The 25568-nt window shown below is 56.3% G+C and carries 19 protein-coding genes and 1 pseudogene; 9 read left to right on the top strand and 11 right to left on the bottom strand.

Translation table 11 applies throughout. The features are described from left to right. Positions 1-114: 114 nt before the first annotated feature. The gene (gene norW, locus ELQ88_RS12470) at positions 115-1248 is read right to left on the bottom strand and encodes an NADH:flavorubredoxin reductase NorW (protein WP_138965330.1); all 1134 of its coding nucleotides are present in this window, start codon (positions 1246-1248) and stop codon (positions 115-117) included. Next, a complete protein-coding gene (gene norV, locus ELQ88_RS12465) occupies positions 1245-2687 on the bottom strand; it encodes an anaerobic nitric oxide reductase flavorubredoxin (protein WP_138965328.1) in 1443 nt (480 codons plus the stop codon). The genes norW and norV overlap by 4 nt, the downstream gene beginning before the upstream one ends. Positions 2688-2846: 159 nt before the next feature. On the opposite strand from norV, the gene norR reads away from it, so the two are divergent. Beyond that, positions 2847-4370 (top strand): nitric oxide reductase transcriptional regulator NorR, encoded by a 1524-nt coding sequence (gene norR, locus ELQ88_RS12460; RefSeq protein WP_138965326.1) that lies wholly within the window; start codon positions 2847-2849, stop codon positions 4368-4370. A 214-nt stretch (positions 4371-4584) separates the two neighbouring features. Here norR and ELQ88_RS12455 read toward each other — a convergent pair whose 3' ends face one another. Then, the gene (locus ELQ88_RS12455) at positions 4585-5778 is read right to left on the bottom strand and encodes a cytochrome P450 (protein ID WP_138965324.1); all 1194 of its coding nucleotides are present in this window, start codon (positions 5776-5778) and stop codon (positions 4585-4587) included. Positions 5779-5977: 199 nt separating this feature from the next. Between ELQ88_RS12455 and ELQ88_RS12450 the strand changes: the two genes are divergently transcribed. After that, positions 5978-6325: a hypothetical protein gene (locus tag ELQ88_RS12450; RefSeq protein ID WP_138965322.1), complete on the top strand. Its 348-nt coding sequence runs from the start codon at positions 5978-5980 to the stop codon at positions 6323-6325. A gap of 90 nt (positions 6326-6415) precedes the next feature. On the opposite strand, the gene ELQ88_RS12445 is transcribed toward ELQ88_RS12450, so the two are convergent. Further along, the gene (locus ELQ88_RS12445; protein WP_138965320.1) at positions 6416-6646 is read right to left on the bottom strand and encodes a hypothetical protein; all 231 of its coding nucleotides are present in this window, start codon (positions 6644-6646) and stop codon (positions 6416-6418) included. Between the two features lie 815 nt (positions 6647-7461). Between ELQ88_RS12445 and ELQ88_RS12440 the strand changes: the two genes are divergently transcribed. Further along, positions 7462-7776 (top strand): c-type cytochrome, encoded by a 315-nt coding sequence (locus tag ELQ88_RS12440; RefSeq protein WP_138965317.1) that lies wholly within the window; start codon positions 7462-7464, stop codon positions 7774-7776. Positions 7777-7846: 70 nt separating this feature from the next. Here ELQ88_RS12440 and ELQ88_RS12435 read toward each other — a convergent pair whose 3' ends face one another. The 7 genes and pseudogenes from ELQ88_RS12435 to ELQ88_RS12400 form a co-directional block, all read right to left on the bottom strand. Continuing rightward, entirely contained in the window at positions 7847-8359 is a 513-nt protein-coding gene (locus ELQ88_RS12435) for a nitrous oxide reductase accessory protein NosL (RefSeq protein ID WP_138965315.1), read from the bottom strand. Positions 8360-8384: 25 nt separating this feature from the next. After that, positions 8385-9215 carry an ABC transporter permease subunit gene (locus ELQ88_RS12430; RefSeq protein WP_138965313.1) on the bottom strand — a complete coding sequence of 277 codons (831 nt, stop codon included), beginning with the start codon at positions 9213-9215 and terminating at the stop codon, positions 8385-8387. Then, the gene (locus tag ELQ88_RS12425; protein WP_138965311.1) at positions 9212-10135 is read right to left on the bottom strand and encodes an ABC transporter ATP-binding protein; all 924 of its coding nucleotides are present in this window, start codon (positions 10133-10135) and stop codon (positions 9212-9214) included. Before ELQ88_RS12425 ends, ELQ88_RS12430 begins: the two co-directional genes overlap by 4 nt. After that, positions 10132-11394 (bottom strand): nitrous oxide reductase family maturation protein NosD, encoded by a 1263-nt coding sequence (locus ELQ88_RS12420; protein WP_138969503.1) that lies wholly within the window; start codon positions 11392-11394, stop codon positions 10132-10134. The genes ELQ88_RS12425 and ELQ88_RS12420 overlap by 4 nt, the downstream gene beginning before the upstream one ends. Positions 11395-11468: 74 nt before the next feature. Next, positions 11469-13388, bottom strand: coding sequence for a TAT-dependent nitrous-oxide reductase (nosZ, locus tag ELQ88_RS12415; RefSeq protein ID WP_138965309.1), 1920 nt, complete (start codon positions 13386-13388; stop codon positions 11469-11471). Positions 13389-13463: 75 nt separating this feature from the next. Continuing rightward, on the bottom strand, positions 13464-15653 hold the full coding sequence (locus tag ELQ88_RS12410; RefSeq protein WP_138965307.1) for a NosR/NirI family protein: 2190 nt from the start codon (positions 15651-15653) through the stop codon (positions 13464-13466). Positions 15654-16722: 1069 nt separating this feature from the next. Beyond that, positions 16723-16961, bottom strand: a pseudogene (locus tag ELQ88_RS12400) (hypothetical protein); the annotation flags it as partial. A gap of 270 nt (positions 16962-17231) precedes the next feature. Here ELQ88_RS12400 and ELQ88_RS12395 point away from each other — a divergent pair. The 6 genes from ELQ88_RS12395 to ELQ88_RS12370 all read left to right on the top strand — a co-directional run bounded on the left by ELQ88_RS12395 (position 17232) and on the right by ELQ88_RS12370 (position 25558). Then, entirely contained in the window at positions 17232-17939 is a 708-nt protein-coding gene (locus tag ELQ88_RS12395) for a succinate dehydrogenase iron-sulfur subunit (protein ID WP_138965305.1), read from the top strand. 1210 nt (positions 17940-19149) lie between these two features. After that, positions 19150-19500, top strand: coding sequence for a hypothetical protein (locus ELQ88_RS12390; RefSeq protein ID WP_138965303.1), 351 nt, complete (start codon positions 19150-19152; stop codon positions 19498-19500). 965 nt (positions 19501-20465) lie between these two features. Next, positions 20466-21323 (top strand): cytochrome c, encoded by an 858-nt coding sequence (locus ELQ88_RS12385; RefSeq protein WP_138965301.1) that lies wholly within the window; start codon positions 20466-20468, stop codon positions 21321-21323. Positions 21324-21338: 15 nt separating this feature from the next. Then, entirely contained in the window at positions 21339-22709 is a 1371-nt protein-coding gene (locus ELQ88_RS12380) for a cbb3-type cytochrome c oxidase subunit I (RefSeq protein WP_138965299.1), read from the top strand. Positions 22710-22723: 14 nt separating this feature from the next. Next, positions 22724-23539: a CbbQ/NirQ/NorQ/GpvN family protein gene (locus tag ELQ88_RS12375; protein ID WP_138969502.1), complete on the top strand. Its 816-nt coding sequence runs from the start codon at positions 22724-22726 to the stop codon at positions 23537-23539. Then, entirely contained in the window at positions 23540-25558 is a 2019-nt protein-coding gene (locus tag ELQ88_RS12370; protein ID WP_138965297.1) for a VWA domain-containing protein, read from the top strand. It begins immediately after the preceding gene. Positions 25559-25568 lie beyond the last annotated feature (10 nt).

Raw genomic sequence — 25568 nt, 5'->3', positions numbered from 1 at the left:
CGTCAATTACTCAAAACCGATCTGGCGATTGCAGACTTGGCGCCGACAATAAGTCTAGGAAGAACAAAACACACAGCGCGACTGGTCGATCCGGGTGAGTTCTGCCAATTTAATTTACAACGAAAGTTGCCGTAGTAATGTAAAGGCCTGCTTCATTTGGTCTTCACTGACGACGAACGCCCGTAGCTGCCCTGCCATGTCCAGACCTTTGGCTACCAGCCCCTGCGACTCAAGGCTGATCTGCCATTGCAAGTCCTTCCGGTTGGTTTCTCCGGCCAGGTGCAGCGGCATTTCCGGGGTCTTGATCTTCACCAGCATCGCCGGGAACTTCACCTGCTCATTGCCACCCAGCACATTACGCGCCAGGGTCATGGCGCTTAACTGAATGGGTTGTAGAAACGGCAGCAGCTTGCCCTGGATTTGCGCGCAATCGCCAACGGCAAATATGTGTGGGTCAGAGGTGCACATGCGTTCATCAACTTCAATGCCACGATCAACCCGTAGGCCAGCCTGCGCCGCTAACGTCGTATCAGGTTTCAATCCGATTGAGGCAATGATCACATCGGTGGAGATTTGCCGGCCAGTGGACAAAGTCGCCAACAGGCTATCGTCTCTCTTTTCAATGGATTCCAAAGCCTGGTTGAACACCATTTCCACACCCATCTGGCATAACCGATGCTGCAAGCGACTACTCACCTCAACAGGCAGCAACGATGCCAGCAGGCTGCAGGACTTATCCATCAGTACCACTTGCTTTCCGGCACGATTGACATCCATGGCCAGTTCACTGCCAATCAAGCCGGCCCCCAGGATCAGTACGCGCTCCGCCGCTCTCAGAGCATGTTGTGCATGACGGTATTCTTGCTGACTGTTCAAAGTCACCATCCACTCCCGTCCGGGAATCGGCGGAACGATGGCTTGCGCACCCGTGGCAAGAATCAGTTTGTCGTAGCTGAATGCCTCGCTGCCGGCGCTGATACACTTGTTTTCGCGATCAATTGCAGTCAGCTGGCAACCAGCATTCAGGGTTAACCGATACATCTCGGCAAACTCCGCCGCAGACTGACGAGTCATGTCGTCCGCTGTCTGATTGAGACTGATGACGTGACTCAGGTCGGGCTTGTTGTACTCATCGCAACTGTCTGCAGCGATCAACCGAATGGGCACCGCTGCATCGAGCCTTCGCAAGTTCTTGACCACCTGACGAGCCGCGAAGCCGGAGCCCACAATGACGATTTCCTTGTTCATTTCGCCTCCGAAGCAAGCTCATCGAATACCGATTTACCCAGTGAACATTCAGGGCACAGGAAGTAATCAGGCACATCACACCAGGCCGTACCGGCCTGCACATCCTGCATCGGCTCGCCAATCGCCGGGTCGTAAATCCATTGGCAGACACTGCACTGCATGCGCGGGCCGTTGTCCGCGCTTGGTTCTGCCTGGGCAGTTGCAGCGGCTGCCGGTCGTGCGATTTGTGCGTCAGTCGATGGATGCAGCGCCCATTGCCGAGCGATTTCACGGCCATGAGCCCGGCAAACCTCAAGCGAGTCACCGTCTGGCCGCCACTTGGCTTTGAGCGCCAATGTGGTTTCAAAACCAGCGTCCATCAAACGCGTCTGGATACGGTCCACCGCCCCACCATTCCAGCCATAACTGCCAAACGCCGAAGCCTTTTTGTTACGAAAACGCAGACCGGTTATTTCCTCCAGCAGGGCAGCGACTTTCGGCATCATGACGTTGTTCATGGTGGACGAGCCCACCAGAACACCTTTTGAGCGGAACACGTTGGTCAGAATCTCATTCTTGTCGTGGCGCGCGACGTTGAAAATCTTCACCGCCACACGCGGATCGCCTTCGTGAATCCCTTGTGCGATGGCATCGGCCATCATGCGGGTGTTGTTCGACATGGTGTCGTAAAACAGTGTGATGCGGTCCTCCTGATAGTCCGCCGCCCATTCCAGATAGCGGTGCACAATCTGCGTCGGATTATCACGCCACACCACACCATGCGCGGTTGCAATCATATCGACCGGCAGATTGAAACCGAGGATCTCGGTAATCTTGGGAATGACCAGACGACTGAAGGGCGTGAGGATGTTGGCGTAGTAGCGTTGGCACTGATCGAATAGTTCGTTTTGATCCACTTCATCATTAAACAGGTGTTCGTCGCAGTAATGTTGGCCAAAGGCGTCGTTACTGAACAGTACGGCATCGCCGGTCATGTACGTCATCATGCTGTCCGGCCAATGCAGCATCGGGGTTTCCACGAAAACCAACTGTTTGCCATTGCCGACGTCCAGAGTGTCGCCGGTATGTACGACGTGGAAATTCCACTCTGGATGATGGTGATGACCGTTGATCGAGTCCACGCCATTGGCGGTGCAATAGATCGGCGTATTCGGGATCAGCGACATCAACTCTGTCAGCGCCCCCGCATGGTCCTCTTCGGCATGATTGATGACGATATAGTCCAGCGTGTTCAGGTCGATTTCCATCGCCAGGTTCTGTATGAACTCCCGGCTGAACCTGTGATCAACCGTGTCAATCAGTACGGTCTTTTCTTCACGGATCAGATAGCTGTTGTAACTGCTGCCTTTGTGGCATTTGTATTCTGTGCCATGAAAGTCCCGCACTTCCCAATCGCGCTGACCGACCCAATGGATGTTGTTCTTGACGTGAATTGACATGACCTACCTCGGTATAGAAATGATGTCCTACACCGAAGATAGCAATGTTCGCGCCAGACAATAAGCTGTTGATTACAAAGGATAAAAAAAACAACCATTGTCAATATGACATTACCCATTTACTGTCTTTATGACTAATCATTGTCAAAGTGACAAAACATGAGTCTATCCGTTGAGTCCCTGGCACGCATCGCTATTCAGTTGCAAAGCGGCATTTCCCATCAGGACCGCTTTCAACGTCTAATCAATACCTTGCGCCAATTGCTGGGTTGCGACGCTTCTGCCTTGTTGCGTTATGAACAGCGACAGTTCCGTCCGCTGGCGATTGACGGCCTGGCACCGGATGTTCTGGGGCGTCGCTTCAGCCTTGATGCACATCCGCGACTGGAAGCCATCGCTCGCGCCGGTGACGTGGTGCGCTTTCCGGCAGAAAGTCATTTGCCTGATCCCTATGACGGACTGATACCGAGCCGGCAGGACCTCAAAGTGCACGCCTGCATCGGATTGCCGTTGTTCGCGGACCAGACACTGATTGGTGCGCTGACGATCGATGGCATGGACCCGGCACAGTTTGATCACTTCAGCGATGAAGAGCTGCGACTGGTGGGAGCCCTCGCGTCTGCTGCCTTGACCAATGCATTGCTGGTGGAGCAACTGGAAAGTCAGACCATTACTCCTCTCTCCATAAGTAATATCCCGGCGGGCAAACCCGGCACCGAAATGGTCGGGCTCAGCGAAGTCATGCGTCAGTTGAAAAGAGAGATCGAAATGGTGGCAGGTTCCGACCTGAACGTCTTGATCACTGGAGAAACCGGAGTCGGCAAGGAACTGGTCGCCAAGGCCATACATGAAGGTTCATCACGCGCCGGTCAGCCTGTGGTCTATCTGAACTGCGCTGCGCTGCCGGAATCAGTGGCTGAGAGTGAGTTGTTCGGCCATGTCAAAGGGGCTTTTACCGGCGCTATCCATCATCGCACCGGCAAGTTCGAAATGGCAGATAACGGCACACTGTTTCTCGACGAAATCGGTGAACTGTCACTGAATCTGCAAGCGAAACTGTTGCGGGTACTGCAATACGGCGACCTGCAACGGGTTGGTGACGATAACGTCTTGCGGGTCAACGTACGGGTGCTTGCCGCGACCAATCGTGATCTGAAGCAGGAGGTGTTGAACAATCGGTTTCGTGCAGACCTGTTCCACCGTTTAAGCGTATTCCCTGTGCATGTACCACCACTGCGTGAGCGTGGGCAGGACATCACGTTGCTAGCGGGTTTTTTCTGTGAGCAGAGCAGGGAACGCATGGGATTGAAACGGGTGGCTCTGGCTGCCAACTGTCTGTCGTTGCTCAAGCAGTACACGTGGCCAGGAAACGTTCGCGAACTGGAGCATGCTGTTTATCGAGCGACAATCATTGCTCGTGCGACCCAGCAAAGTGACGAGCTGCTGCTTGAAGCACAGCATTTCAATCAAGTACCCGAGCAGATGGATACGCCGCCTGTTGCTCTGGATGTTCCTTCCCTCGGTGTTGACCAGGGTTTGCGGGATGCGACGGATGACTTCCAGCGTCAGCTGATTGACAACGCGCTGAATAATTGCGCAAGGAAATGGTCTGCCTGTGCTCGAATGCTGGATATGGACGTGGCCAACCTGCACCGACTGGCGAAGCGGCTTGGTTTGAAATAACACTCACGGCCGATCAGGGCTCAATTCAGCCAGAACCAAGCATTGATCGACTGGCCGATTTCAGGTCAGTCAAGGCCGCTACCGACACCGGCGTTGCGAAGCTGCATTACCCGACGCACTACCCGCTCTAAGCTGACGTCAATCATGCTGACCCACATGCCGGTATCGCCGCCAAGCCATCTAGCATTAAAGGACTGTCCTGGGATCATCGGATCTAGGGGGTCAGGCAGGCTCCCAAAGCTTGGGAAGACGGTTTTTGAATCCGCAAGGGCAGAGAAGAAAACCCGCTGGCAGGGAAAAACGCGTTCACTGGTTCCTTATCCGGCGCCAGTGCAATCCAGCTGGTGCGTCCAAGCAATTCTTCCATCACGATCCGTAGCTCCAGTCTGGCAAGCGGCGCACCGGGGCAGACATGAATGCCGGCACCATAGAGCAGGTTCAGCTCGGGATCGCGATCGAGGCGCAATTCATCGGGATCTCCAAAGACCGCTTCGTCCCGATTGGCGGACGCCCAGTTGAGGGCGATACGCGACCCCTTTGCCAGCGTGCGCCCGCCCAGCGAGACCTGTTTCGTAGTCACCCGACGGTTCATGATCAGTGGTGCATGAATACGCAGTATTTCATCGATGGCGGCAGGTAACAGCGCGGGTTGTTCGCGCAATTGCTGCTGCCATCCGGAGTTGATGGCCAAATGATGCGCGAGAATGCCAACTGAGGCGGAAATGGTTCCGAGTTCGCCGACCGTCCGGTTGCGTAAAATGCTGACGATCTCGTCGTCTGTCAGGGGCCTTCCCAAGGACTGATCGCGTAGCAAGATGGTCGTGATGTCATTCGGCGCAGCAGCGCCGGCCGTACGGCGCACGTCCAGCAGATCCTTGATGTAACCGTCAAACTCGAGGGCCACGGCACTCAGGGCAGCGTCGTCTCTGGACAGGGTGGCCGAGTGATTCTTCAGCGTCCATAGGCGCAGCGGTTCATGAAGATCTGCCGGCCAGCCCAGCCATGCACACTGGGTCTGCAACGCAAAGATCTGGGCAAATTCGCCTATCAGTTCTGAAGGGCCTTCATCCGGTAATGCCCGCACCAGACGAACCGCTATATCACGGCACGCCGGGGCAAAGGCATCCATATGCTCCGGGCTAAAATAAGGCTCGGTGAGGTTCCGGTACACCGTATGCTCGGGCGGATCCATTCCATTGGGGACCGAGGGGAAACGCGAGACGGCATTGCTGAAGGTTTCATGATCCTTAAGTACGCGGAGCACATCCTCATGCCTGAATAATGACGTATAGCCATATTGACTGTATGCGACCGGGCAACGGTGGCGCATGTCGTCGTAGGCTGTCGTCTGATCCTTTAATACGGATTCAGACCTGGGATCCCAATCAGGTAGTGATTTCTTGTCCATCGTTTACTCCATAAAACCGTCCCGCTGAATCCGGAAACAAGGTAGCAAGGTTAGTCGACCTACCCGTACTCGGTCGGGACATGTTGGAAAAACCCGCTAGACTGAAACCGTGCACGACGTCCCTACGTCGGCATCACCCGGGTGAAGTCTGTACGGGCTTGTAGGGAAAATCGGGCCACTAGCTAGCTAGGGAGATGTGATGAGTAAGCTTCAGCGGTGGTTAAACTCGCAAGGCAGCACTGCACTGTGGGTGGCTTTCTGGCTCTACGGCGTAGTGCTCAGCAATGTACTGTTTGGCCTGATCCTGGTCGCCTTCAACAAAGTTGCCCCCTCCCTGTTTGGTCTAATGCTGCTGGGTTTTGTGGCCTACACCGCGTGCATGCTCAATGCTGTATGGCGCAATGCGGACAATGTCAGTGACCCCATTTACGGTCAGATCGCCCGTTTCCTCACAGTGGCCTGGTCGATCAACGCGGTATTGGTTTCGGGGTTTCTCTTCCTGGGCCATCTGAATGCCATTGCCTTCCCCCTGCCGCTCCCTTTTTAACCCCAAATAACCAGGGCCCTCAATGTGGGACTTGAACGTTAAAGCCCTGACTATTTACCTTCTCGATCTGGTCAAGCCTCAGTAAACCCCTCAGCTATCACGTCGAAAACAGCGGCAGGCGCGCAATGTCAGCCTGGGCGATTTCAATCCCGACGATGGCATCCCGGCGTGATCAGCCTTTACCCAGGTCATTGCGGAGTCACCGATTATCGCGCCAATTGATTGTCTGCATAGTTGATCAATATCAAGTCCATGATTTCTGGCGATCGCCATCACCGTTTTCAACGCTATCTCAAGCGCAACAACTCGATCTTCGCTCATGTCGCATAGCCGCTCTGTAGAACGTTAAGCGCAGTTCAACCCTTCCCTTCAACGAATTACAGGCACTTGAAAATGACTTGACGGAGAGAAGACTGCTGCACATCAGCAACTCTTGCGGCTAAGATCGTCGCAACGCTGATATGACTAAAAACGACAGACATCGATAACTGCCGCCACTCACGCTGATAAACGATCCACTGCCGGCACTCTGCCGGCAGCGCCCACCCCCAAATGCTCCAGCACCTCCTACCCCGACTCCGACGATGATAGGATGGACTCCGAGTTCCTCATAGTCAAAACAACAATGATTTCAGCAAAGCCTTACTTCAAACAAGTTTTCTTTCTTTTCGAGAAGCTATTTTTAATTTACCACCGCGGACATATTGCCGAGCTTACACAGGGCTTTGCTGACGTCCAACATATCCTCCACGCCATACTTTAAATTCAATATATTTTAGTGACTTACGCAACACAACTTCAAGGAACGATGATCAAGACAAATAACCAGCACTCAACTCCGGGAGTTGCGAATACGACACACTTAGCATGTAACAATTAATTCTCCATTGGCGAAAATTAACCACACGCCTTCCAATACATCCTGATAAAATTGAACGATTGCTCAAAATGGCAAATCTAATACAGGTGAAAAGAGCGTTTTTACACAATTCGGCTCCCCACCGACAATCATCAGCACATGAAGAAGTGAGTTTGTATTGCCGACAAATTCACCCTAACAATATTCAATGCGATGCCTGTTGAATAAACCGGAAGCGGGTCGTTTCGAATCTGCTTCGTAGTCTGAGGTAACACTGATGAAAAGTATTCTGGTTCCACTGTTGGCCTTGGGTGCCGCGCTGACGTTGCAGTCAGCTCAAGCCGTTGATGGCGAGGCGCTCTTCAAGAGCAAAACCTGCGTTGCCTGCCATATGGTCGACGCCAAAATGGTCGGTCCAGGTTACAAGGAAGTGGCGGCCAAATACGCCGGCCAGGCCGACGCATCGGCAACCCTGGTCAAGAGCATCAAAGAAGGCAGTACGGGCAAATGGGGGCCAATCGCTATGCCGGCCAACCAGGTGACCGACGAAGAAGCGAAGACCTTGGCCGACTGGATCTTGACGCTGAAGTAAGAGTGCCCCAGTAAAAGACCCACACACCGCAGAAGCGAGCCCGCTCTCTTCTGCGAAACGGGCCGCTCGGCTACATTGTCGGGGTTTGCTGTAAAAGCGCCAGATCGATACTCTCAAAACGCAACACCCTGCCGCCCTGCTCGCTGGCCAGTTTGCGTGCGGTGGCCTCCTCGGAAAATGACGCCAGAACCACACCCATGGAACCTTTAAGCTGAGTGCCGACTACATAGTAGGCTTGGGTTGCATCAATCAGAAAATGGTCGTCGGGTTTCTCCCACGCACTTTTCCCCATGTCGTGCACATACAATTTCGCCTCAGTGTGGTGATTCTCCGGTTGAAGCCACCATCCGAGCATTTCCGCGGTGGAGCAGAACTTCTTGACCGTGCCTTTTTCTACGACCTCGCCCTTGGGGCCCGGAAAATCGGCGATGACCATCCCGCAGACATGACACTCATCACTCTGATGGAAAGCCACAGGCGCCACTGCTTGCTTTTGCTCTGCGCGATCATTGCAGGCCGCCAGACCCAGGCAGGTCATGACGACCACCAGGGCACGGGCCCCGGCCAGGTAAAGAGTGTTCATCTCGATGGTCTCCAGGGTAAAACGATCAAGTGAGTCGACGGCGAAATATCCAGTGCGCCAACAGCAGCGAAACCCCGACCCAAAGCAACAGGCAAAGCCAGAGCAATGCAGGCGGCACGGGTAGATCGCTGCTCAACGCCATCAGGCCGACGGCATTGCCGCTGCCTTCGAAACCGGAGAGATTGATCAGGCGATAAACGTCGGTCGGGTTGAGCAACAGTAACCAGGGCAACAGGTCGGGGTTGAACCGGCCTTTGCTGAGCACCAGCAACGCCAGCAGCGCCAGATCGAACACCAGCACAAACAGAAACCACACACCCAGGGCCATTCCGGCCGCGCTGGATTTTTCACTGGCCTTGCTGCTCAACACGTAGGCCAGCGCCAAGAACACCCAGCCCAGTAGCGTGGAAGACACCATGAAACGGCCGAACGCCCACAGCAGCAATCCCAGCTCGACATCATCGACCAGCAAAGCGATCGCAACGGCGGCGCAGCCAAAGCCGATCAGCGTAGCCAGGGCCAGGATCGAGCCGTGACCGACAAACTTGCCCAACAAGATTTGCCCACGGCCCAGCGGATAGGTGAGTAACAGCATCAGCGTGCCGCCCTCGTCCTCACCGACGATGGCATCATAGGCCAGCAACAGCGCGATCAGCGGCATCAGGAAGGTCGCGAGGCTGGCCAGGCTGGCGATGGTTGCCGGGATGGAGGTGAAACCCACTTGCCCGGATGCGGCCGCGCCGAGCCAGGCGATGCCCACGGCCAGAATGGCGAACAACAGACTGATTGCCAGCAGCCAGCGATTGCGCAGTCCGTCACTGAACTCCTTGGCGGCGATACTCCAGATCTGATTCATGGATGAATGCCTTCTGTGCCGCCGGGCGCACGACTCATGTAATAACCGTAAAGGTCCTCGAGGGACGGTTGCAGGATCTCGATGTCCTGGGGTTGATCCTCGTGAAACAATTGGCGCAGCAGATCGACTTTGTGGCCGTTGACCGCCATCACCTCGACTCCGTTGCCGCCCATGGCGGTGGCGGTGTGCCCGGCCGCATTCCAGCGCTGCAACCACTGCTCGCGCCGGGCCAGGCCATGGGCACGGATACGCGCCGGCAAGTCGGCGTCTTCACGCAGGTGGGCCAGGCTGCCGATCGCCTGCAGGCGACCATTGGCCAGGATGGCCGCTCGATTGATATGCACTTCGACTCCGGCCAGCACATGGGAGCAAAGGATGATGCTCGTACCCTGTTGGCGCAGACGGTCGATCAACCCATACAAATCCTGGGTGGCAATCGGGTCCAGCCCCACCGTAGGCTCGTCCAGCAACAGCAGGCGCGGCTGGCCAAGCACCGCCTGAGCCAGGCCCAGACGCTGGCGCATGCCCTTGGAATAGGTCTTCACCCTACGGTCCGCCGCCGCCGTGAGCCCGACCTGATCGAGCAATTCATCAACTTGCGTCAGGGGCGTAGCCTTGAGGCGGGCGAAATAGCGCAGGGTTTCGCGGCCACTGAGTTGCGGGTAGAAGGTCACGTTTTCCGGCAGATAACCGAGTTGACGACGCACCTCGGCCTGGGCGGGTCGGCAACCGAGTACGCGCACCTGACCGGCGCTGGTCTTGAGCAGGCCAAGGATCAGTTTCATCACCGTGGTCTTGCCCGCACCATTGTGGCCAAACAAGCCAAGTACCTCGCCTTCGCCGAGGTTCATGGTCAGCTCGTGCAACACGGTCATGCTGCCATAACGCTGGCTGACGCCTTCGATCTCGACCGGGTTCATAAGGTCGGCCCCTGTGTCTGAGGCAGCGTCGGAAGGTTCATCAACGGAAAACTGTCCTTGACCCCAGGCGATTTCGTCACCGGGAAGCTGCGCTGAACCCAACGCAGCACCTCAATGCTCGGGCTTTTCATCAACAGCCGCACCTGTGGATACAGCCAAAGCAGACGGTCGACGTTGTCGTTGGGCTCGTAGATCACATCGCCTACCGCATCGTTGTTGCGATCCCAGCCCAGGTAATCGCTCCAGTAATTGCCGCGGCCCTGGGCCGACCATTCCTGCAAGCGGGTAGCGACGTATTTGACCTGCTGCTGATTGTCGACAAAGGCGTTGTCGGCGATGCGGTTGTCTTCGGACCCGGCGGTGAGGTGAATACCCACGGCGCTGCGTTCGAAGTGGTTGTGTTCGATGACATTGAACAGCGAGTTGTAGATGAACAGCGCCTTGCCCTCGGCGCCGCTGACCATACCGCCCTCGGCGGCACCGCTGCGCACGTCGCTGACGAAGTTGTCCCGCAGCTCGGAATACGTGATGTAGTTCATCAGGATGCCATAGTTCTCGTCCTGCTCGGAGCGGTTGCCAATCACCGTCAGCTTGCGGCTCTGCATCAAGGCGTAGCCGGTGCGCGTGCGGCGGGTGGTATTGCCGAGCAACTGGTTATCGTTGGCGTACATGTAGTGCACGCCGTAGCGCAGGTCTTCCAGGGTATTGCCCTGCAGCAGGTTGCCGTTCGAGGTGTCGATGTAGATGCCGTCCCGGGTCAGCCGCACGTGATTACCGATCACCCGGGCGCCGTGCACGGCATACAGATGAATGCCGTTGCCGCGATCCTGGGAGCGGATGCCCGGGTCACCTTCGATATCGTTGCCAATCAGGCTGACGTCGCGGGTGCCGTCCACCCAGATGCCGAAGCCTGGTCCTTTCATGTGGTTGTGGCCTATTACCGCACGCAGGGCCTTGGGACCGATGAAAATCGCCGAGTTCATGGCCGTCATGTCACGCCCCCAGTCAAGCAATGTGCACCCTTCGACCCGCACGTCGGGCGCGCTGATGAACAGCGCGTTACCCTGCCCCTGCGCATCGATGACTGCATCTTTCTCACAATCGATCCGCATCGGCTGATCGATGCTGAACTGCCCTTGGTAGTTTCCGGCAGGCAGCGTCCAGTGGCGATCGCCAGCAGGTTGCAGGGGCAGTTCGGTGATGGGCCTTGGCGACGCCTGGGCGACTGCCGATACAAGCACCCACACCACAAGTGCCATGCCACGTAACCGGTTACTGCCCCGGGATCTGAACACTGCGCTCACCTTTCTACGGCCCTGATACGACCCGCCGCTCAAGCCTTCTCGACGAGCATTCGACCGACCATTTCCATGTGCAGCGCATGACAGAACCAGCTGCAGTAGTACCAGTGCAACCCCGGCTTGTCGGCGATGAAGGTGATGGAGGACGTCTGCTGCGGGCTGATCTCCATGCTCACGCCGTGGTTGGTCATGACAAAACCGTGACTCACGTCTTCCACCTGATCGATGTTGGTGATGGTCACCGTGACCTCGTCACCCTGCTTGACGGTGAACTCCGTGACGCCGTAGACCGGGGCCATCGAGGTCATGTAGACCCGGACTTTCTTGCCGTCATGGATGACCTTGTTATCGGTCTCCAGCTTGATCCCGTCCTTGGCGGCGATGGCCACGGTTTCGGCGAAAAACGGGTCGTTGCGGTCCCAGATCTTTTTGGTCCGGATCTGGTCGCGGCGGGCCATCACGCAATCGTGGGGTTCGGCGAACGCCGGGCCGTCGTGCACCAGTTTCATCTCGTCGCCGGAGATATCGATCAACTGATCGTTTTCCGGGTGCAGCGGACCGGTCGAGAGAAAACGGTCCTTGGAAAACTTGCTCAGCACCACCAGCCACTGGCCGTCGGCCTCGCTGGTTTCGGTCAGCGAGGCATGGTTGTGCCCCGGCTGATATTGCACATCGAGCTTCTGCTTGATGCAGTTGACCTTCTCGCCGCCGTAGGCGCGAACGGCTTCGTCGATGTTCCACTTCACCACCTGGCTATCGATGAACAGAGTGGTGTAGGCATTACCGCGACCGTCGTAAGTAGTATGCAGCGGGCCAAGACCCAGTTCGGGTTCGCCGACCACCACCTCGCGCGGGTCCTTGAATTTATCGTCGAACAGATCATCCAGCTTGGCAGTGGCGATGATCGTGCAGGTCGGCGAGAGCTTGCCGGCGGCGATGAAGTACTTGCCGTCGGGCGTCATATTGATCCCGTGAGGGTTCTTCGGCACCGGGATATAGCGCGTGAACTCGCTTTCCTTGCCCTCGGTTCTACGCCCATCGATGACCGGTGACTTGGCGTCACCCAAAGTGATGAACTTGCCGGCCTTGATCGCCGCTTCGATGCGCGGGATGTTGAACACCACCACCCAGTCGCGCTCGTTACGCATCATGCCGCCCAGGTCGTAGGCCTTCTCCGAGTTGTAGCAGGTCGAGGCCGCATACTTGCCGGTGTAGTCGGCGTCGGTGTTATCCAGGTTGCCTTCGACTATCACCTGAAAGGCCATCTCCATTTTCTCGGCATCGATGACGTTGAACATCGTGTAGCTGTTCTTGTCCTGCAGGTCGAAGGTGCTGCCGTCATTGGGGTGCGGAATCACGAATTCGGAGTTGGCGAACACGTATTGGGTGTGGGGCATTTTCTGCAGACGCAACCCGTGAATGGTCTGCACGTTAGGCACGGTGAGCATCTTGTCGCACTTCATGATGTCCAGGCGGATACGTGCAACGCGGCTGTTGGCCTTGTCGTTGATGAACAGGTACTTGCCGTCGTACTTGCCGTCGGTCATCGACAAGTGCGGGTGGTGGCAGTCGCCATTCTGGAAGTGGGCGCTGTCGCCCATGATCCGCTTGCTTTCGTTGGTCAGGCCCCAGCCCGTGGCGGAGTCGACGTTGAACACCGGGATGCGCAACAGCTCGCGCATCGACGGAATGCCCATGATCCGCACTTCCCCCTGATGGCCGCCGCTCCAGAAACCGTAGTACTGATCCAGGTCGCCTGGCCCCACATGAATTTTCGACTGCGCGTCCTTGGCCGCCGCGGCAAAAGTCTCGCGACTGAATACGGCGCTACCCAAGGCTGTGCCACCCGCCAGTGCAACGCCGGTCAGGGCTGAGGCGCCCAGAAACAGGCGACGGTTCAGGCCTGGGCCATCGGCTGCGTCATGATCTTTTTTCGACTTTTTATCGCTCATGGGTTTTGCTCCATCGGGGCAGATATGAGAAAGCTCGGTCAATCGATTCCTGTTCCCTGAAAATGCCGCAAGGGGTCAGGGCTCAAACACTTGCACCACCGGAATCAGCTCGGCGCTCTGAGTGACAGGCGCTGGCTTGTCCCGTGTCTTGCGCTTGTTCTTGAGCACCAGTGGCGGGCATTTGTTTTCGTTGTGGTAGGTCATCTGGCAATCGAGGCAGTAATGGCACTCGTTGGCGTTGATGTGGCCGTCCGGGTGAATGGCCTGGATCTCGCATTCCTTGGCGCACAGTTGGCAGGGGGTGCCGCATTCCTTGCGGCGTTTGAGCCAGTCGAACAGGCGCAGCTTGCTGGGAATGGCCAGCGCCGCGCCCAACGGGCAGACGTAGCGGCAATAGACTTTGCGCGTGAAGATATTGATGACCAGCAGCGCTACCGCGTAGGCGACGAACCACCACTGGCGATCGAATTTGAGGGTGATGGCGGTCTTGAACGGTTCCACCTCGGCAAATCGCTCGGCGGTGGTCATCGACTCCAGCGAGATGCCGAACAGCACCAGCAGAATGATGTACTTCACGGCCCACAGGCGCTCATGCAACGCGAACGGCAGTTCATATTGCGGGATCTTGATTTTGCGCGCGGCTTCGTTGATCAGTTCCTGCAAGGCGCCGAAGGGGCACAACCAGCCACAGAACACCCCTCGCCCCCACAGCAGAATGCTGGCGGCGGTAAAGGTCCAGAGGATGAACACAATCGGGTCGGTGAGAAACAGTTCCCAGCGGAAGTTCTCGACCAGGGCATGGGCGAACGTCAGGACATTGACCACTGAAATCTGCCCCAGGGCGTACCAGCCAATGAACACCACGGTGAAGATCAAATAGACGCGACGCAGCCAGTGGAGGAAACGCGGGTACTTGGTGAAGGTGTCCTGCAGGAACAGAATCACCATCAACACCGCCAGCGCCGTGCAAAGGATCCCGATCTGAAAGGCTTTCTGGTACCAGATATTGACCCACGTCGGCCGGTTGGCAACTTCGATCGCGGCCAGTTCTTCGGCGCTGGGCGGTGGGCGCAGGAGGTAGGGCTCGGGCAGTTGGTAAGACAGCTCGAAACTGCTGAACACACCGGCGACCGCGCCGGTCTGACGGCGCACCAGCAATTCCAGGGACCAGGGCGATCCGGGATCGAACCGGGCCGGTTCGCGCACAATGAAAATCGACATCTCGTTGAATTCCGGCATGCCCTTGGCAAACACGTCGGAGAGCCGCTGATGGTCCATGTCGCGGAAACTGATGACGTGGCCGAACTGGCGCAATTGCACCCGGTCGAAAATCCCGCCGCGCACATAACCCGAGCCTTTGTAGGAATACAGGCCGCGACCCAACACGGCGATGGCCTGCTCGCCCGGCTTGAGGTCCTGCATGAGGAAACGGTACTGATTGTCGCCCAGCAGGTTGCGACCGATGGTCGGCGGATTCAGGTCGGCTACGTAGAGTTCGATAAAGGGTTCATCGACTTGCTCGGCACTGGCGTTGTCGATGCCTTCGGCTTCGGTGCCCTTGAAGGCGGCGTCGACCTGGCCACGGGTCAGGTTCAACTGGCGGATCGCGCCGTTGCCGGTCAGTTGCTCCCAGGTCGCGGCTTCGTAAAAGTCCTGGCGCACGGTGGCGGGCTTCTGCGTCTGCCCGGACTTGTCCTCAACCAGTTTCAGCGAAACGGCCACCTTTTGCGCCGCGCGCATGATGATCTCGTTGACCACCATGACGGTCACCGTCGCGCCGGCGATCCCGTCGACCGACACCGCCTCTGGATCACTGGAGTGACCGACCACCACCCTTCGGTCGGCCTTGATCCCTTTGTATTTGGCATCGAAGGCATGCAGCTTTTCCACGGGAATGCCGATCAGCAGGATCGGCTCATGGTGTTCCAGTACGTAGGCGTCCTGGATGACACCCTGGGGATCGAGGATGACCTGCATGTTGACCGGTTTGCCGGAATAGGCCGGAATGTCCACCACGTCCTGACTCTGGAACACGTAACCGAGCAGGGTTTTGCCGGCGCTGATGGTGCGGACCTTGAACTCGCCGCTGGGCTCGGAAAGTCCATCGCTGCCAGGAAATATGGCGTCTACACGCTGCTGCTCGAGCCCGCCATAGTCCTTCGCCTGTAATCCGGAAAACCCATCGAACACCAGGCACAACAAAATGATCAGCCCATATTTAAATGGACGCCGGACACCGAGCAGTGAGAGCTTGGAAGCACGCATGGGTTCGCTGAGCGATCGACCTCTGACGAATGACCCGCCGAGTAACGATTATGCTCCATCGCCTCTTAATTAGAATTATGTGATCAACACTCCTCCTTACTCACGGACATAGCAATCATATTCTATAAGCGGGTCAAAACAATTTTCAGCACCAATGGTTCAATATTTATTTAAGGAAAGCTATCCAGCAGACAAAAAATCATCACCAAATAGGTCGGTATATTTTTAGTCATTGCACAAAAAAACCTCTCCTGACGAGCGTTCATGTCTGATTTTAATCGCGTTTTCGTCTAAAACACAGCCTTAATAAATTTTTTTCTTGACTAAAACTGGAATTTCCGAATAACCCCCCCCTTGCGAATACAATTTCAGGCGAAGGACCATCAATCGATGGTGAAGCGCTTGACCTTACGCCTAAGCGTTCTAGGAGACAGTAAACGAAGCCGATTATACATTGTCATAGTTAGCACTTTTGGTATTTTTGGACCAGGCTAATGTTCGAGCTTCCAGTAATTTATACAATAGGCCACTCCACCAGAACCCTATCTGAGTTCATTGAACTACTTCGGGCCGAACATATTGAATGGCTCGCGGATATCCGTACCGTGCCCCTATCGCAAACTAACCCTCAATTCAATTTTAATACATTATCGCAAGCGCTTGCTGCGCAAAACATCAATTACATACAACTAGCCAAACCTGGCGGATTACGAAAAAAACCAAAAACTGTGACGCCAGACATTAATGGATTCTGGATCAACCAAAGTTCATAACTATGCCGACTATGCGTTGTCCGAAGAATTTGAACAGGGCTTGTTGCGTTTACAAGAACTCAGTCAGGACCAGCGATGCGCGATCATGTGTTCGGAGGCCGTCTGGTGGCGTTTTCATCGCAGAATCGTAGCGGACTACCTTCTCTATCGCGGCAGAATGGTTGTGCATCTTATGGGCCGAGGCAGAGCCGAACCCGCAACTTTGACCGCGGCCGCGACCCCTTTGGGGAATTCGCTTCGTTACCCAGCGCCAGTTGTCGGCTGAGAGGTGTCCGGCATAAGGGCCGAGGGCACCCTCATGACTCAGACAGCTTGCGAAATCGCATTGCACGGGCGACGCTATCGATCATCTGCGAATCCGCATGAATCGTTAGGGGGTGGTGGGTGACCCCCGATCTTGGCGTGATATAGGAGGTCATTTCACGGGGACGGCCAGTTGCTGATCCGAACCTTGAGCGAGCAGCACGATCACCAGGTTTTCCAAGGCAATAGCTCGGATACAAAGATGGACCAATTCGGCATTCGACAACTCTGGAATCTCGGTAGCCGCCGTGATTTGCAGATCTACTGCTGCTCCATCGTTGCCCGCGCCGATGCTTCGCACAGTCTCAGGAAGCGGATTGTCTGTCAGCGACGCTTCACCGTCCGCCCCGTAAGCTCGCGCCGGAAGCAAATTCGCTCTGACGTCATCAACGTCTATGCTCCACGTGAGGAATTCTTCTGATCGACCGGATGTGGGCACCGTGTACTCACCGGGTCAAGGTGCTGTCCACTCTCGTCGTAATCGGTGGAGGAGAAACGAGCCATGATTGAAGTACAGGTATATCGATACCATCCAGAACAAGAACGGTCGCCTTGGATGCAGTCGTTGTCGTTGCCCGAGGAGTTTCGAGTACGAATGGTGCTGGATGCGCTGGAGTTCCTGCACGAGGCAGATCAGACACTGGTCTATCGGCGCTCCTGTCGGGAGGGTGTTTGCGGCTCGGATGGCATGAATATCAACGGCAAGAACAGACTGGCTTGCATCACGCCAGTTTCAGAGGCACTGGGCACGGCCAGCATACTGATCATCAGACCTTTGCCCGGCATGCCGGTCATCCGCGATCTGGTAGTCGACCAGAGTCTCTTCTTTCAGCAGTACGAGAGCATCAAGCCATGGCTGATCAACCACGAACCAACACCGGCCATCGAGCGTCTCCAGTCCCCCAAAGAGCGCGCTAAGCTCGATGGGCTGTATGAATGCATTCTCTGTGGCTGCTGTTCCTCGCAATGTCCATCCTGGTGGTGGAACCCAGAAAAGTACGTAGGTCCAGCCGGGCTGTTGCAGGCTTGGCGTTTCATCATCGACAGCCGCGATCAGGCCACGGTGGAACGGCTAGAGCGGCTGGAGGACCCGTTCAGCTTGTTCCGTTGCCGAAGCATCGGCAACTGCTCTTGGGTCTGCCCCAAGGGGCTCAATCCCATGGGAGCCATCGGGAAAATTCGGCAAGAGCTGTTCCGAAAATCCACCTAGGACGTTGGATCAGCGCGATGAATCGGCTCGGCTTCTCAAGTCTCTTTAGAGTCCCTCTTTTTGGCCGTTGTGTTGAAATAGTCTGCTTCGGTTTCCACGGCAGAAATGTACGCGTCTGAGATTTTTTAACACTGATGGATTGCCTACCACCTCCTTGCTTTGACTGACTTGGGTGCCCTTCGGCAAGCGCTCAGGCTCATCATTTTTCAGGCACACAATGCGGCGCGGTAGAGATCGCCATGCTTTTTTTGGTTGAGGATACGTCATCTATCGCTGGTCAGCTCGAATGCAAACAAGTGGTCAGTGGGAAAGCAAACGACGGGTCAAGTCGAATACAAATGGGTGAGCAAGCCTGTGCAATTACCCAGCACGGCCCCTAAGCTTTTCGTTGATACGCTATCTCATGTGTTTAAAGTAATGACTCCGCTCCCGCAGAGAAGGTCGGAGACACCGAAGTGAGTGCTAAAACACGCTATGACCCATCGAGCCCCAGCTATTCGGTGAGGGTCACTTACGGGAGAAACCTCGGTGCAGAGGAATTCGCCCCCCCCCCCTTTTCCTTGATTTTGACGGCGCTTACACACCGACGCCGTCGACTTGTCTCGACTAGGGCCGACACGGAAGACCGAAGGTACGCTTTTTATGTAGGCGCCGACTCTTACCAATCTACTCGAGGAATTTCCAATGATCTCGTCGGTATTGAGCACCAGTTGGCGCACTGGCGTTTAGGTCAATTGCGCTCGCTTAACAATACGCAGGCACAGTCGCTCTTATCGACCGGGTGAGGAAGATGTGCTCCGACCCTTGACAAGATAGAAAACGAACATGACTGCTCAATGCTTGGCGACAGAAAAGACTCAATCCCTGAAACCTAGACAGCCTGCCCGACTGGTATCGGAACTTTGGCCTTTACCGGCATTGCAGCTTACAAATGTTAGTTAAGTACTGGAGGCGTCGGAATATCCCTAGCATTGGTACTGCGCCCCCATGCCAAAGTCATTCATCGAGTACCAATCGTCCAGCCATGCACGCGCGCACAAGCTATCAGTCGAGATAGTCATATTGACTATTTATTGTCATTATGACCCTTTCCGAATTAGGTCATAATGACTATTATATTACTTAAACCATTGATATTAATCAATAAAATTATTGGCCCGCTTTGTGTATTGAATAGCGAACTTAACGCAAACCCCAAAGGGACAATGTCATGACTCGTTCAATCGCGCTCAGTTTTACCCTGTTAACACTACTGTCTCCGCTATGCCAGGCTGACCAGATAATCCGTGAAGTCCCCGACACAACCGCTGGCAAGGGTTTCGGCGCCTTGACCGGAATGATGGTTGGCGCGGCAGGGGGCCCGATTGGTGCATTAGTCGGCGCAGCTGGCGGTTTTTTCACCGGCAGTGCGGTGCAAGCAGGCATTGGCAAATCTGAAACCGCTTATGAAGTGAAAAACGCGCAAGGTGAGATTAGTACGGTGCGCTCACCCAATGCGAGTTTTGAAGTCGGGCAGCAGGTCACGCGTAAAGGTGCGCGACTGGTGGCATCTGAGGAGTAAGAAGCTGAAACAGCTTCATGCGACTAATAGAACCGCTTTTTAGGCCCGTTTGCGGGCCTTTTTTAAGTCGTTTTTTGAAATTTATTATTAACGAATTCGATAATTGAAAAGCTTTCTAATAGAATCCCACCACTCCGACAGTTTCGAAATCGCACCACATGATCGACGCTATCGACCATTTTGAGGCCGTATAAATCGTCAGGAGATGCAGAAGCCCGGTCTTGGATTTCCGGTCAAGCCGAAGTATGCCTAAAAGCTGATGCTTGAACGTAAAAACCAGCAGTTCAGTGAAGCACATAGCTTGAGCTGCGCCGCCCTTGATCTTTCTCGATCGGCTCTATCTGGATTGAAAATTTCAGCCAGTATCATGAGAATAGACGAAATACCGATCTCAAAATATCATGACGCCATCGAGCACTTACGGTTGATCATGACTGAATACCATGCGCCTCCGCCCTCAATAGAGATACGCTGGTCATTTGCTTCACCTCGATTATTTCAATTTCTTCTGTGTGACCGCCACTACGACTGGTTCAAATTTTATTCAATTTCTTGACAGCCATGCGAAGTCTACTAGACTCAAGATCATTAATTTTCCCAACCTGAAACACGGCACTCAAATATGCAGCGCTTGGTATCGTTAATAATTAGTGCCTGTTCTCGGCTATTCGAATCCTGACCTGAGACAATCGTCAGTGCAGCAGAAGTCGAGGTCGCCTGCCTCGTTCCGAGCAGCGCAAAGCCGCTGTGCATGCGCCTAACGCTCTTCCTGTTGATTAATACCCACCCGGCAGAGCGCTTTTCCGGGAACTTTCCACCTGCACTTTCACATTGGGAGGCAGTCGTGCACAACGTCTTGAAGTTCGTCAGCTATGCAGTGCTCGTGCTGATGGCCAGCGCGGTCGTTTATGCCGGCGTTATCGGCATCACCTATTGGACGGGTATCGGCGTCTAGGGAGTTCGCAATGAACAAACGCCAGACACGCTCGTTCGCGCTGATATCGACGGCCATCGCCGCCGTTGTGTTTCTCGGCATGACGGTTGATAGTCACCGGCAGTTTCCAAAATTGACCAACGCTCAACAGATCACGCCAGAAGTAACTCGCGGCAAGGATGTATGGCATGAATACAATTGCATCAATTGCCATACGTTGTTTGGTGAAGGCGCGTATTACGCTCCGGACCTTACGAAAATCACCCAGCAGCGCGGCGCCCCTTATCTCACCGCGTTCCTCAAAGACCCCTCAAAGTTTTATGACGAGCAACGCCATCGCCGGTTGATGCCGAATCTAAAACTCAATGACGAAGAAATCGCGGCTTTGATCGCCTTTATGGATTGGGTGAGCAAGGTCGACAATCAAGGCTGGCCACCGCGGCCGATCCTTGTGACCGGCACGTCGATTCCCGGCATGGACCTCACCGTGGCGCAGCAGAACGTCGCCGGTGGCAACCAGCCACCCGCCGCACGCCCGGTGTCCGACAAGGAAGACCCTATCGCCTTGGGCGAGGCGCTGTTTCGAACCACTGCCACACCGGTGTGCAGCGCTTGCCATTCGATTGCACCGGGGGTCAATCTCGCCGGACCGACACTGGCCGGGTTGGCTGCTCGGGCCAAACAGGTCATTGCCTCGCCTGACTACAAGGGCAAGGCCAAGGACGTCGAAGGCTTCATCCGCGAGTCCATCGTCACGCCAAGCGCCTACCTGCATCCGGGCGACATGTATTCCGCCAATGGCATGTCTTTCATGCCGGACACCTTCGCCAAATCGCTAACGCCCGAACAGATCGATCAACTGGTCGCCTATCTGGCGTCGTTCCAGTAATCAAAGGGGATGACCATGCGTTACAGATCTCAATCCGTCGCTTACTGGTACTTCGCCGTTGCCATGGCGCTATTCGGTCTGCAACTGGTATTCGGCTTGCTCTCGGCAGCCAAATACCTCGGACCGGATCCCCTGCTGGATGTGTTGCCCTTTGATGTCACCAAGGCGATTCACACCAATCTGTTGATCGTCTGGGTGCTGACTGGGTTCATGGGGGCAACCTACTGGATGGTGCCGGACGAGTCCCGTGGCGAGTTGCACAGCACCAAACTGGCGTATATTCAGCTCGGGTTGTGGACGGCCATGGGCGTCACCGCCGTGCTGGGCTATCTGTTCGGTTATGGCACCGGGAACAAACTGCTCGAACAACCGCTGCCGCACAAGATCGTGATCGTGATCTGCATGCTGATGTTTCTCTACAACATCGGCATGACCATCAAGAAAGCCGGGCGTTTCACTGCCACCGAAGGCGTTCTTTTGTTGGGGCTGGCCAGTGCCGCCGTGCTTTATCTGCCGGCGCTGCTGCACTATGAAAACTACGTGGTGTCGATCTACTACCGCTGGTGGACGATTCACCTGTGGGTCGAAGGTGTCTGGGAAATGATCCAGGGCGGCTTTCTGGCCTATCTGCTGATCAGACTGTCCGGTGCTGATCGCGAGGTCATGGAAAAGTGGCTGTACGTGATTGTCGGCCTGGTGTTCATTGCCGGCATCCTTGGCACCGCCCACCATTATTACTGGATCGGCGTCCCCCATTACTGGCTTCCATTGGGCGGTTTCTTCAGTGCACTTGAGCCCATGGCGCTGGTCGGTATGGCGATCTACGCCTACAACGCAATGCGCCGCTCCGGCCTCTCTCATCCCAACAAACTGGCCTTGCACTGGACCATGGGCAGCGCCCTGTTCACCATGTTTGGCGCTGGCCTCCTTGGTCTGGCCCACACCTTTCCCGACGTCAACAAATGGACCCATGGCACCCTGATTACCGCCATGCACGGCCATGCGGCCTTCTACGGGGCCTATGCCATGATAGTCCTGGCGATGATCACCTACGCGCTCCCAGGCATGACCCGTCGTCCCGTAGAGGAAAGCAGTATCGGTTATTGGGCATTTTGGCTGCAGTTGGGAGGGATGTTCGGCATGACCCTGTCATTTGCCACTGCGGGCATTGCTCAGGTGTACCTGGAGCGCATTCTCGGCATGGGCTATCTGGACGTGCAGTTGAAGATTCAGGTGCATTTCCTGATGCTGGTGGCGACGGCGTCGATGTTCAGCCTGGGTGTCGGGCTGTTTATCTTCGATTTTTTCCGCCATGCGCCGCAATTCAATGTCGATGAAGCCGATCCGGTTCTGGACGTGCCTCGTGCGTCAGGCGCAGCGTTTTGATGGATCGTTCGCGAATGCAACAGAACCTGTCGACCGCAGAGTCCGCGCCGCTGCAAGCTGAACCCTATTACCAGCCCAGCGGCGATGAGGTCGCGATTTTCGAGCAATGCCACGCGCAGCAACTGGCCGTCATGCTCAAAGGCCCCACCGGGTGTGGCAAGACCCGCTTTGTCGAACACATGGCCTGGCGCCTCAAACGCCCGTTGATCACCATTTCCTGCCATGACGATCTGAGTGCCAGCGACCTGGTCGGGCGTTTCCTGATTGGTCACCAGGGCACCCATTGGACGGAGGGCCCGCTGACCCGAGCGGTGCGCGAAGGCGCGATCTGTTACCTGGACGAGGTGGTCGAAGCGCGGCAAGACACGATTGTCGTCCTGCACCCGCTGACCGACCACCGACGAATTCTGCCGCTGGACAAAATCGGCGAGATCGTTGAAGCCTCGCCACACTTTCAATTGGTGGTGTCATACAACCCAGGCTACCAACGAATACTCAAGGATTTGAAGCCGAGCACCCGACAGCGCTTTGTGGCGCTGGATTTTGATTTCCCGCCGGCCGAGCGCGAAATCGCCATTGTCATCCATGAAGGTGGAACCGACTACGCCACCGCCCACGCCCTGGTCACGCTCGCCCAGCGACTACGCGCCTTGCAGGACCGGGGCCTGGCGGAAGTCCCCAGTACCCGTCTGCTGATTGCCACTGCGCGACTGATTACCAGCGGAATTGCTGCGCCCATCGCCTGTCGAGTCGCGTTGATCTCGCCGCTGTCCGATGACGCGGTGCTGGTCGCTGCCATGCGCGACCTCGTCGACCTGACATTTATCTAAATGGCCGAAGCCGAGGACCTCATTACCGATGTTGCACGCCACGCGACGGTGTATGCACAGGCGTTGTGGCGGCGTCACCAGGCCCCCTCGGACATGGCAAAAATCGTCACCCTCGGAGATGTCGCACAATACCTCGATTTGCTGATCAAGGCGGTGTTCAACACCCACTATTCGCTGCGCGTCGCGCAACCGCCCTCGCCCCCTACGCTGCTGAAGAAGTTTTTTGTGCGTCACGAAAAGCCGTGTCAGCAAAGCGCCGTCCCAGCGACCGATGGCGTGACTATATGGCTACCGCAGGATCTGGGAAGCAGCGAGAATCCGCTCACCCTGAAGCGTTATAGAGCCCTGGCCTTGCAACAGGCGATGCGCGCCCAACGAGGCAGTGCCAACGCCCTGTCAGCCCTAGACAACCCGATGCAGCGCAGCGTCTATCTACTTCTCGAAGCTTGGGCTGCTGATGCGGATTTGATACGCCTGTTGCCGGGATTGGCGCCCTCGATCCATGACTTGCGCCAGCATGCCCTGGCGACCCGCCCGCCGCTTCACGCCTTTCCCAGCCAGCGACAACCCCTGGAAAACTTCCTGCGTTTACTGCTGAACAGTGAATGCGGCGCGCCTCTGGAAGGGTTGGCGACACCCACCCACGCCGCCAATTCCCTGCAACTGTCAGGAGCCCTCGCGCAACGTCTCCTCTCCGAAGAATCTCACGAGCTCGGCGCAGACAGGCTTCTCCTTGATGCCTGGACCGGCGACCTGCGCGAGCCGTCGGCGGGTCAGGAAGTGTCGCCCCCGCCCGGTGAAATCGACACCGACGATGCCCTGCCACGCAGTGCCCGCCTCACGCGTCAGCCCACTGCACGCGAGGCCTGTGCCGATGAGGACGACGATCAGGAACAAGGCCTGTGGATGGTGCAACCCGCCGAACCGCTGGAAAAAGCCGAAGACCCCATGGGCATGCAGCGCCCGACCGACCGGGATACTGATACCCCTGCGGCTGATTTCGCCGAGTCATTGTCCGAACTCAACGAAGCCCGGCTGGTGGTGGCGGCAGGTCGTCCGAAAGAAGTGCTGCTGTCCGTCGACCCGCCACGGACCCGATTTCAGCACCGCGCACAGGACCTCCCCACCCACGCAATCAGCTATCCCGAGTGGGATTATCACCGCCAGGTGTACCGTGATCCGGGGGTGACCCTGCAACTGTGTCCTGCCCGGGAAGGCCCGCAGCAGTGGGTCGAGCAAACCCTTGATACTCATCGTCCGGTGCTGGATGCAATCCGCCGGCAATTCGAAAGCCTGCGGGCCCAACGCGTCAGGCTGCGCAAACAATGGGACGGCGACGAAATCGATCTGGAAGCGTATATCGACGGTTGCGCCGAGGCCCGCGCCGGCCTGAGCATGCCGCAGGCGCTGTATCAGACCCATCGCCGTGGCCGTCGCGACATGGCGATCATGTTGCTGATCGACGTCAGCGGCTCCACCGACAGCTGGCTGTCCTGCCATCGCCGGGTCATTGATGTCGAGCGCGAAGCGTTACTGCTGGTCTGCCTGGCGCTAGAGAGCCTGGGCGAGGCCTATAGTGTGCTGGCGTTTTCCGGCGAAGGGCCGCAACGGGTCACAATCCGAACTCTGAAAACCTTCGATGAGCGTTACAGCCTTGAAGTCGGTCGGCGCATTGCGGCTCTCGAACCGGAACGCTACACCCGGGCCGGCGCCGCCCTGCGCCATGCCAGCACGTTGCTGATGCGCGAAGCTGCCACGCACCGTCTCTTATTGCTGCTCTCCGACGGCAAGCCCAACGATGCTGACCAGTACGAAGGTCGCTACGGCGTCGAAGACATGCGTCAGGCCGTAACCGAAGCCAAGCTCCAAGGCATCTATCCCTTCTGTTTGACTATCGACCGCCAGGCGGCGAATTACCTGCCAGCGGTATTCGGCTCTCGGCAATACGCCTTGTTGCACAGACCAGAGTTGCTGCCCAGTGTGCTGCTGGACTGGATCAAACGACTGGTATCAGCGTGAACTAGAGACG

Origin of the sequence: Pseudomonas sp. MPC6, from assembly GCF_006094435.1 — a bacterium.
GTDB lineage: Bacteria > Pseudomonadota > Gammaproteobacteria > Pseudomonadales > Pseudomonadaceae > Aquipseudomonas.
This window is presented reverse-complemented; position numbering and strand designations above follow the sequence as displayed.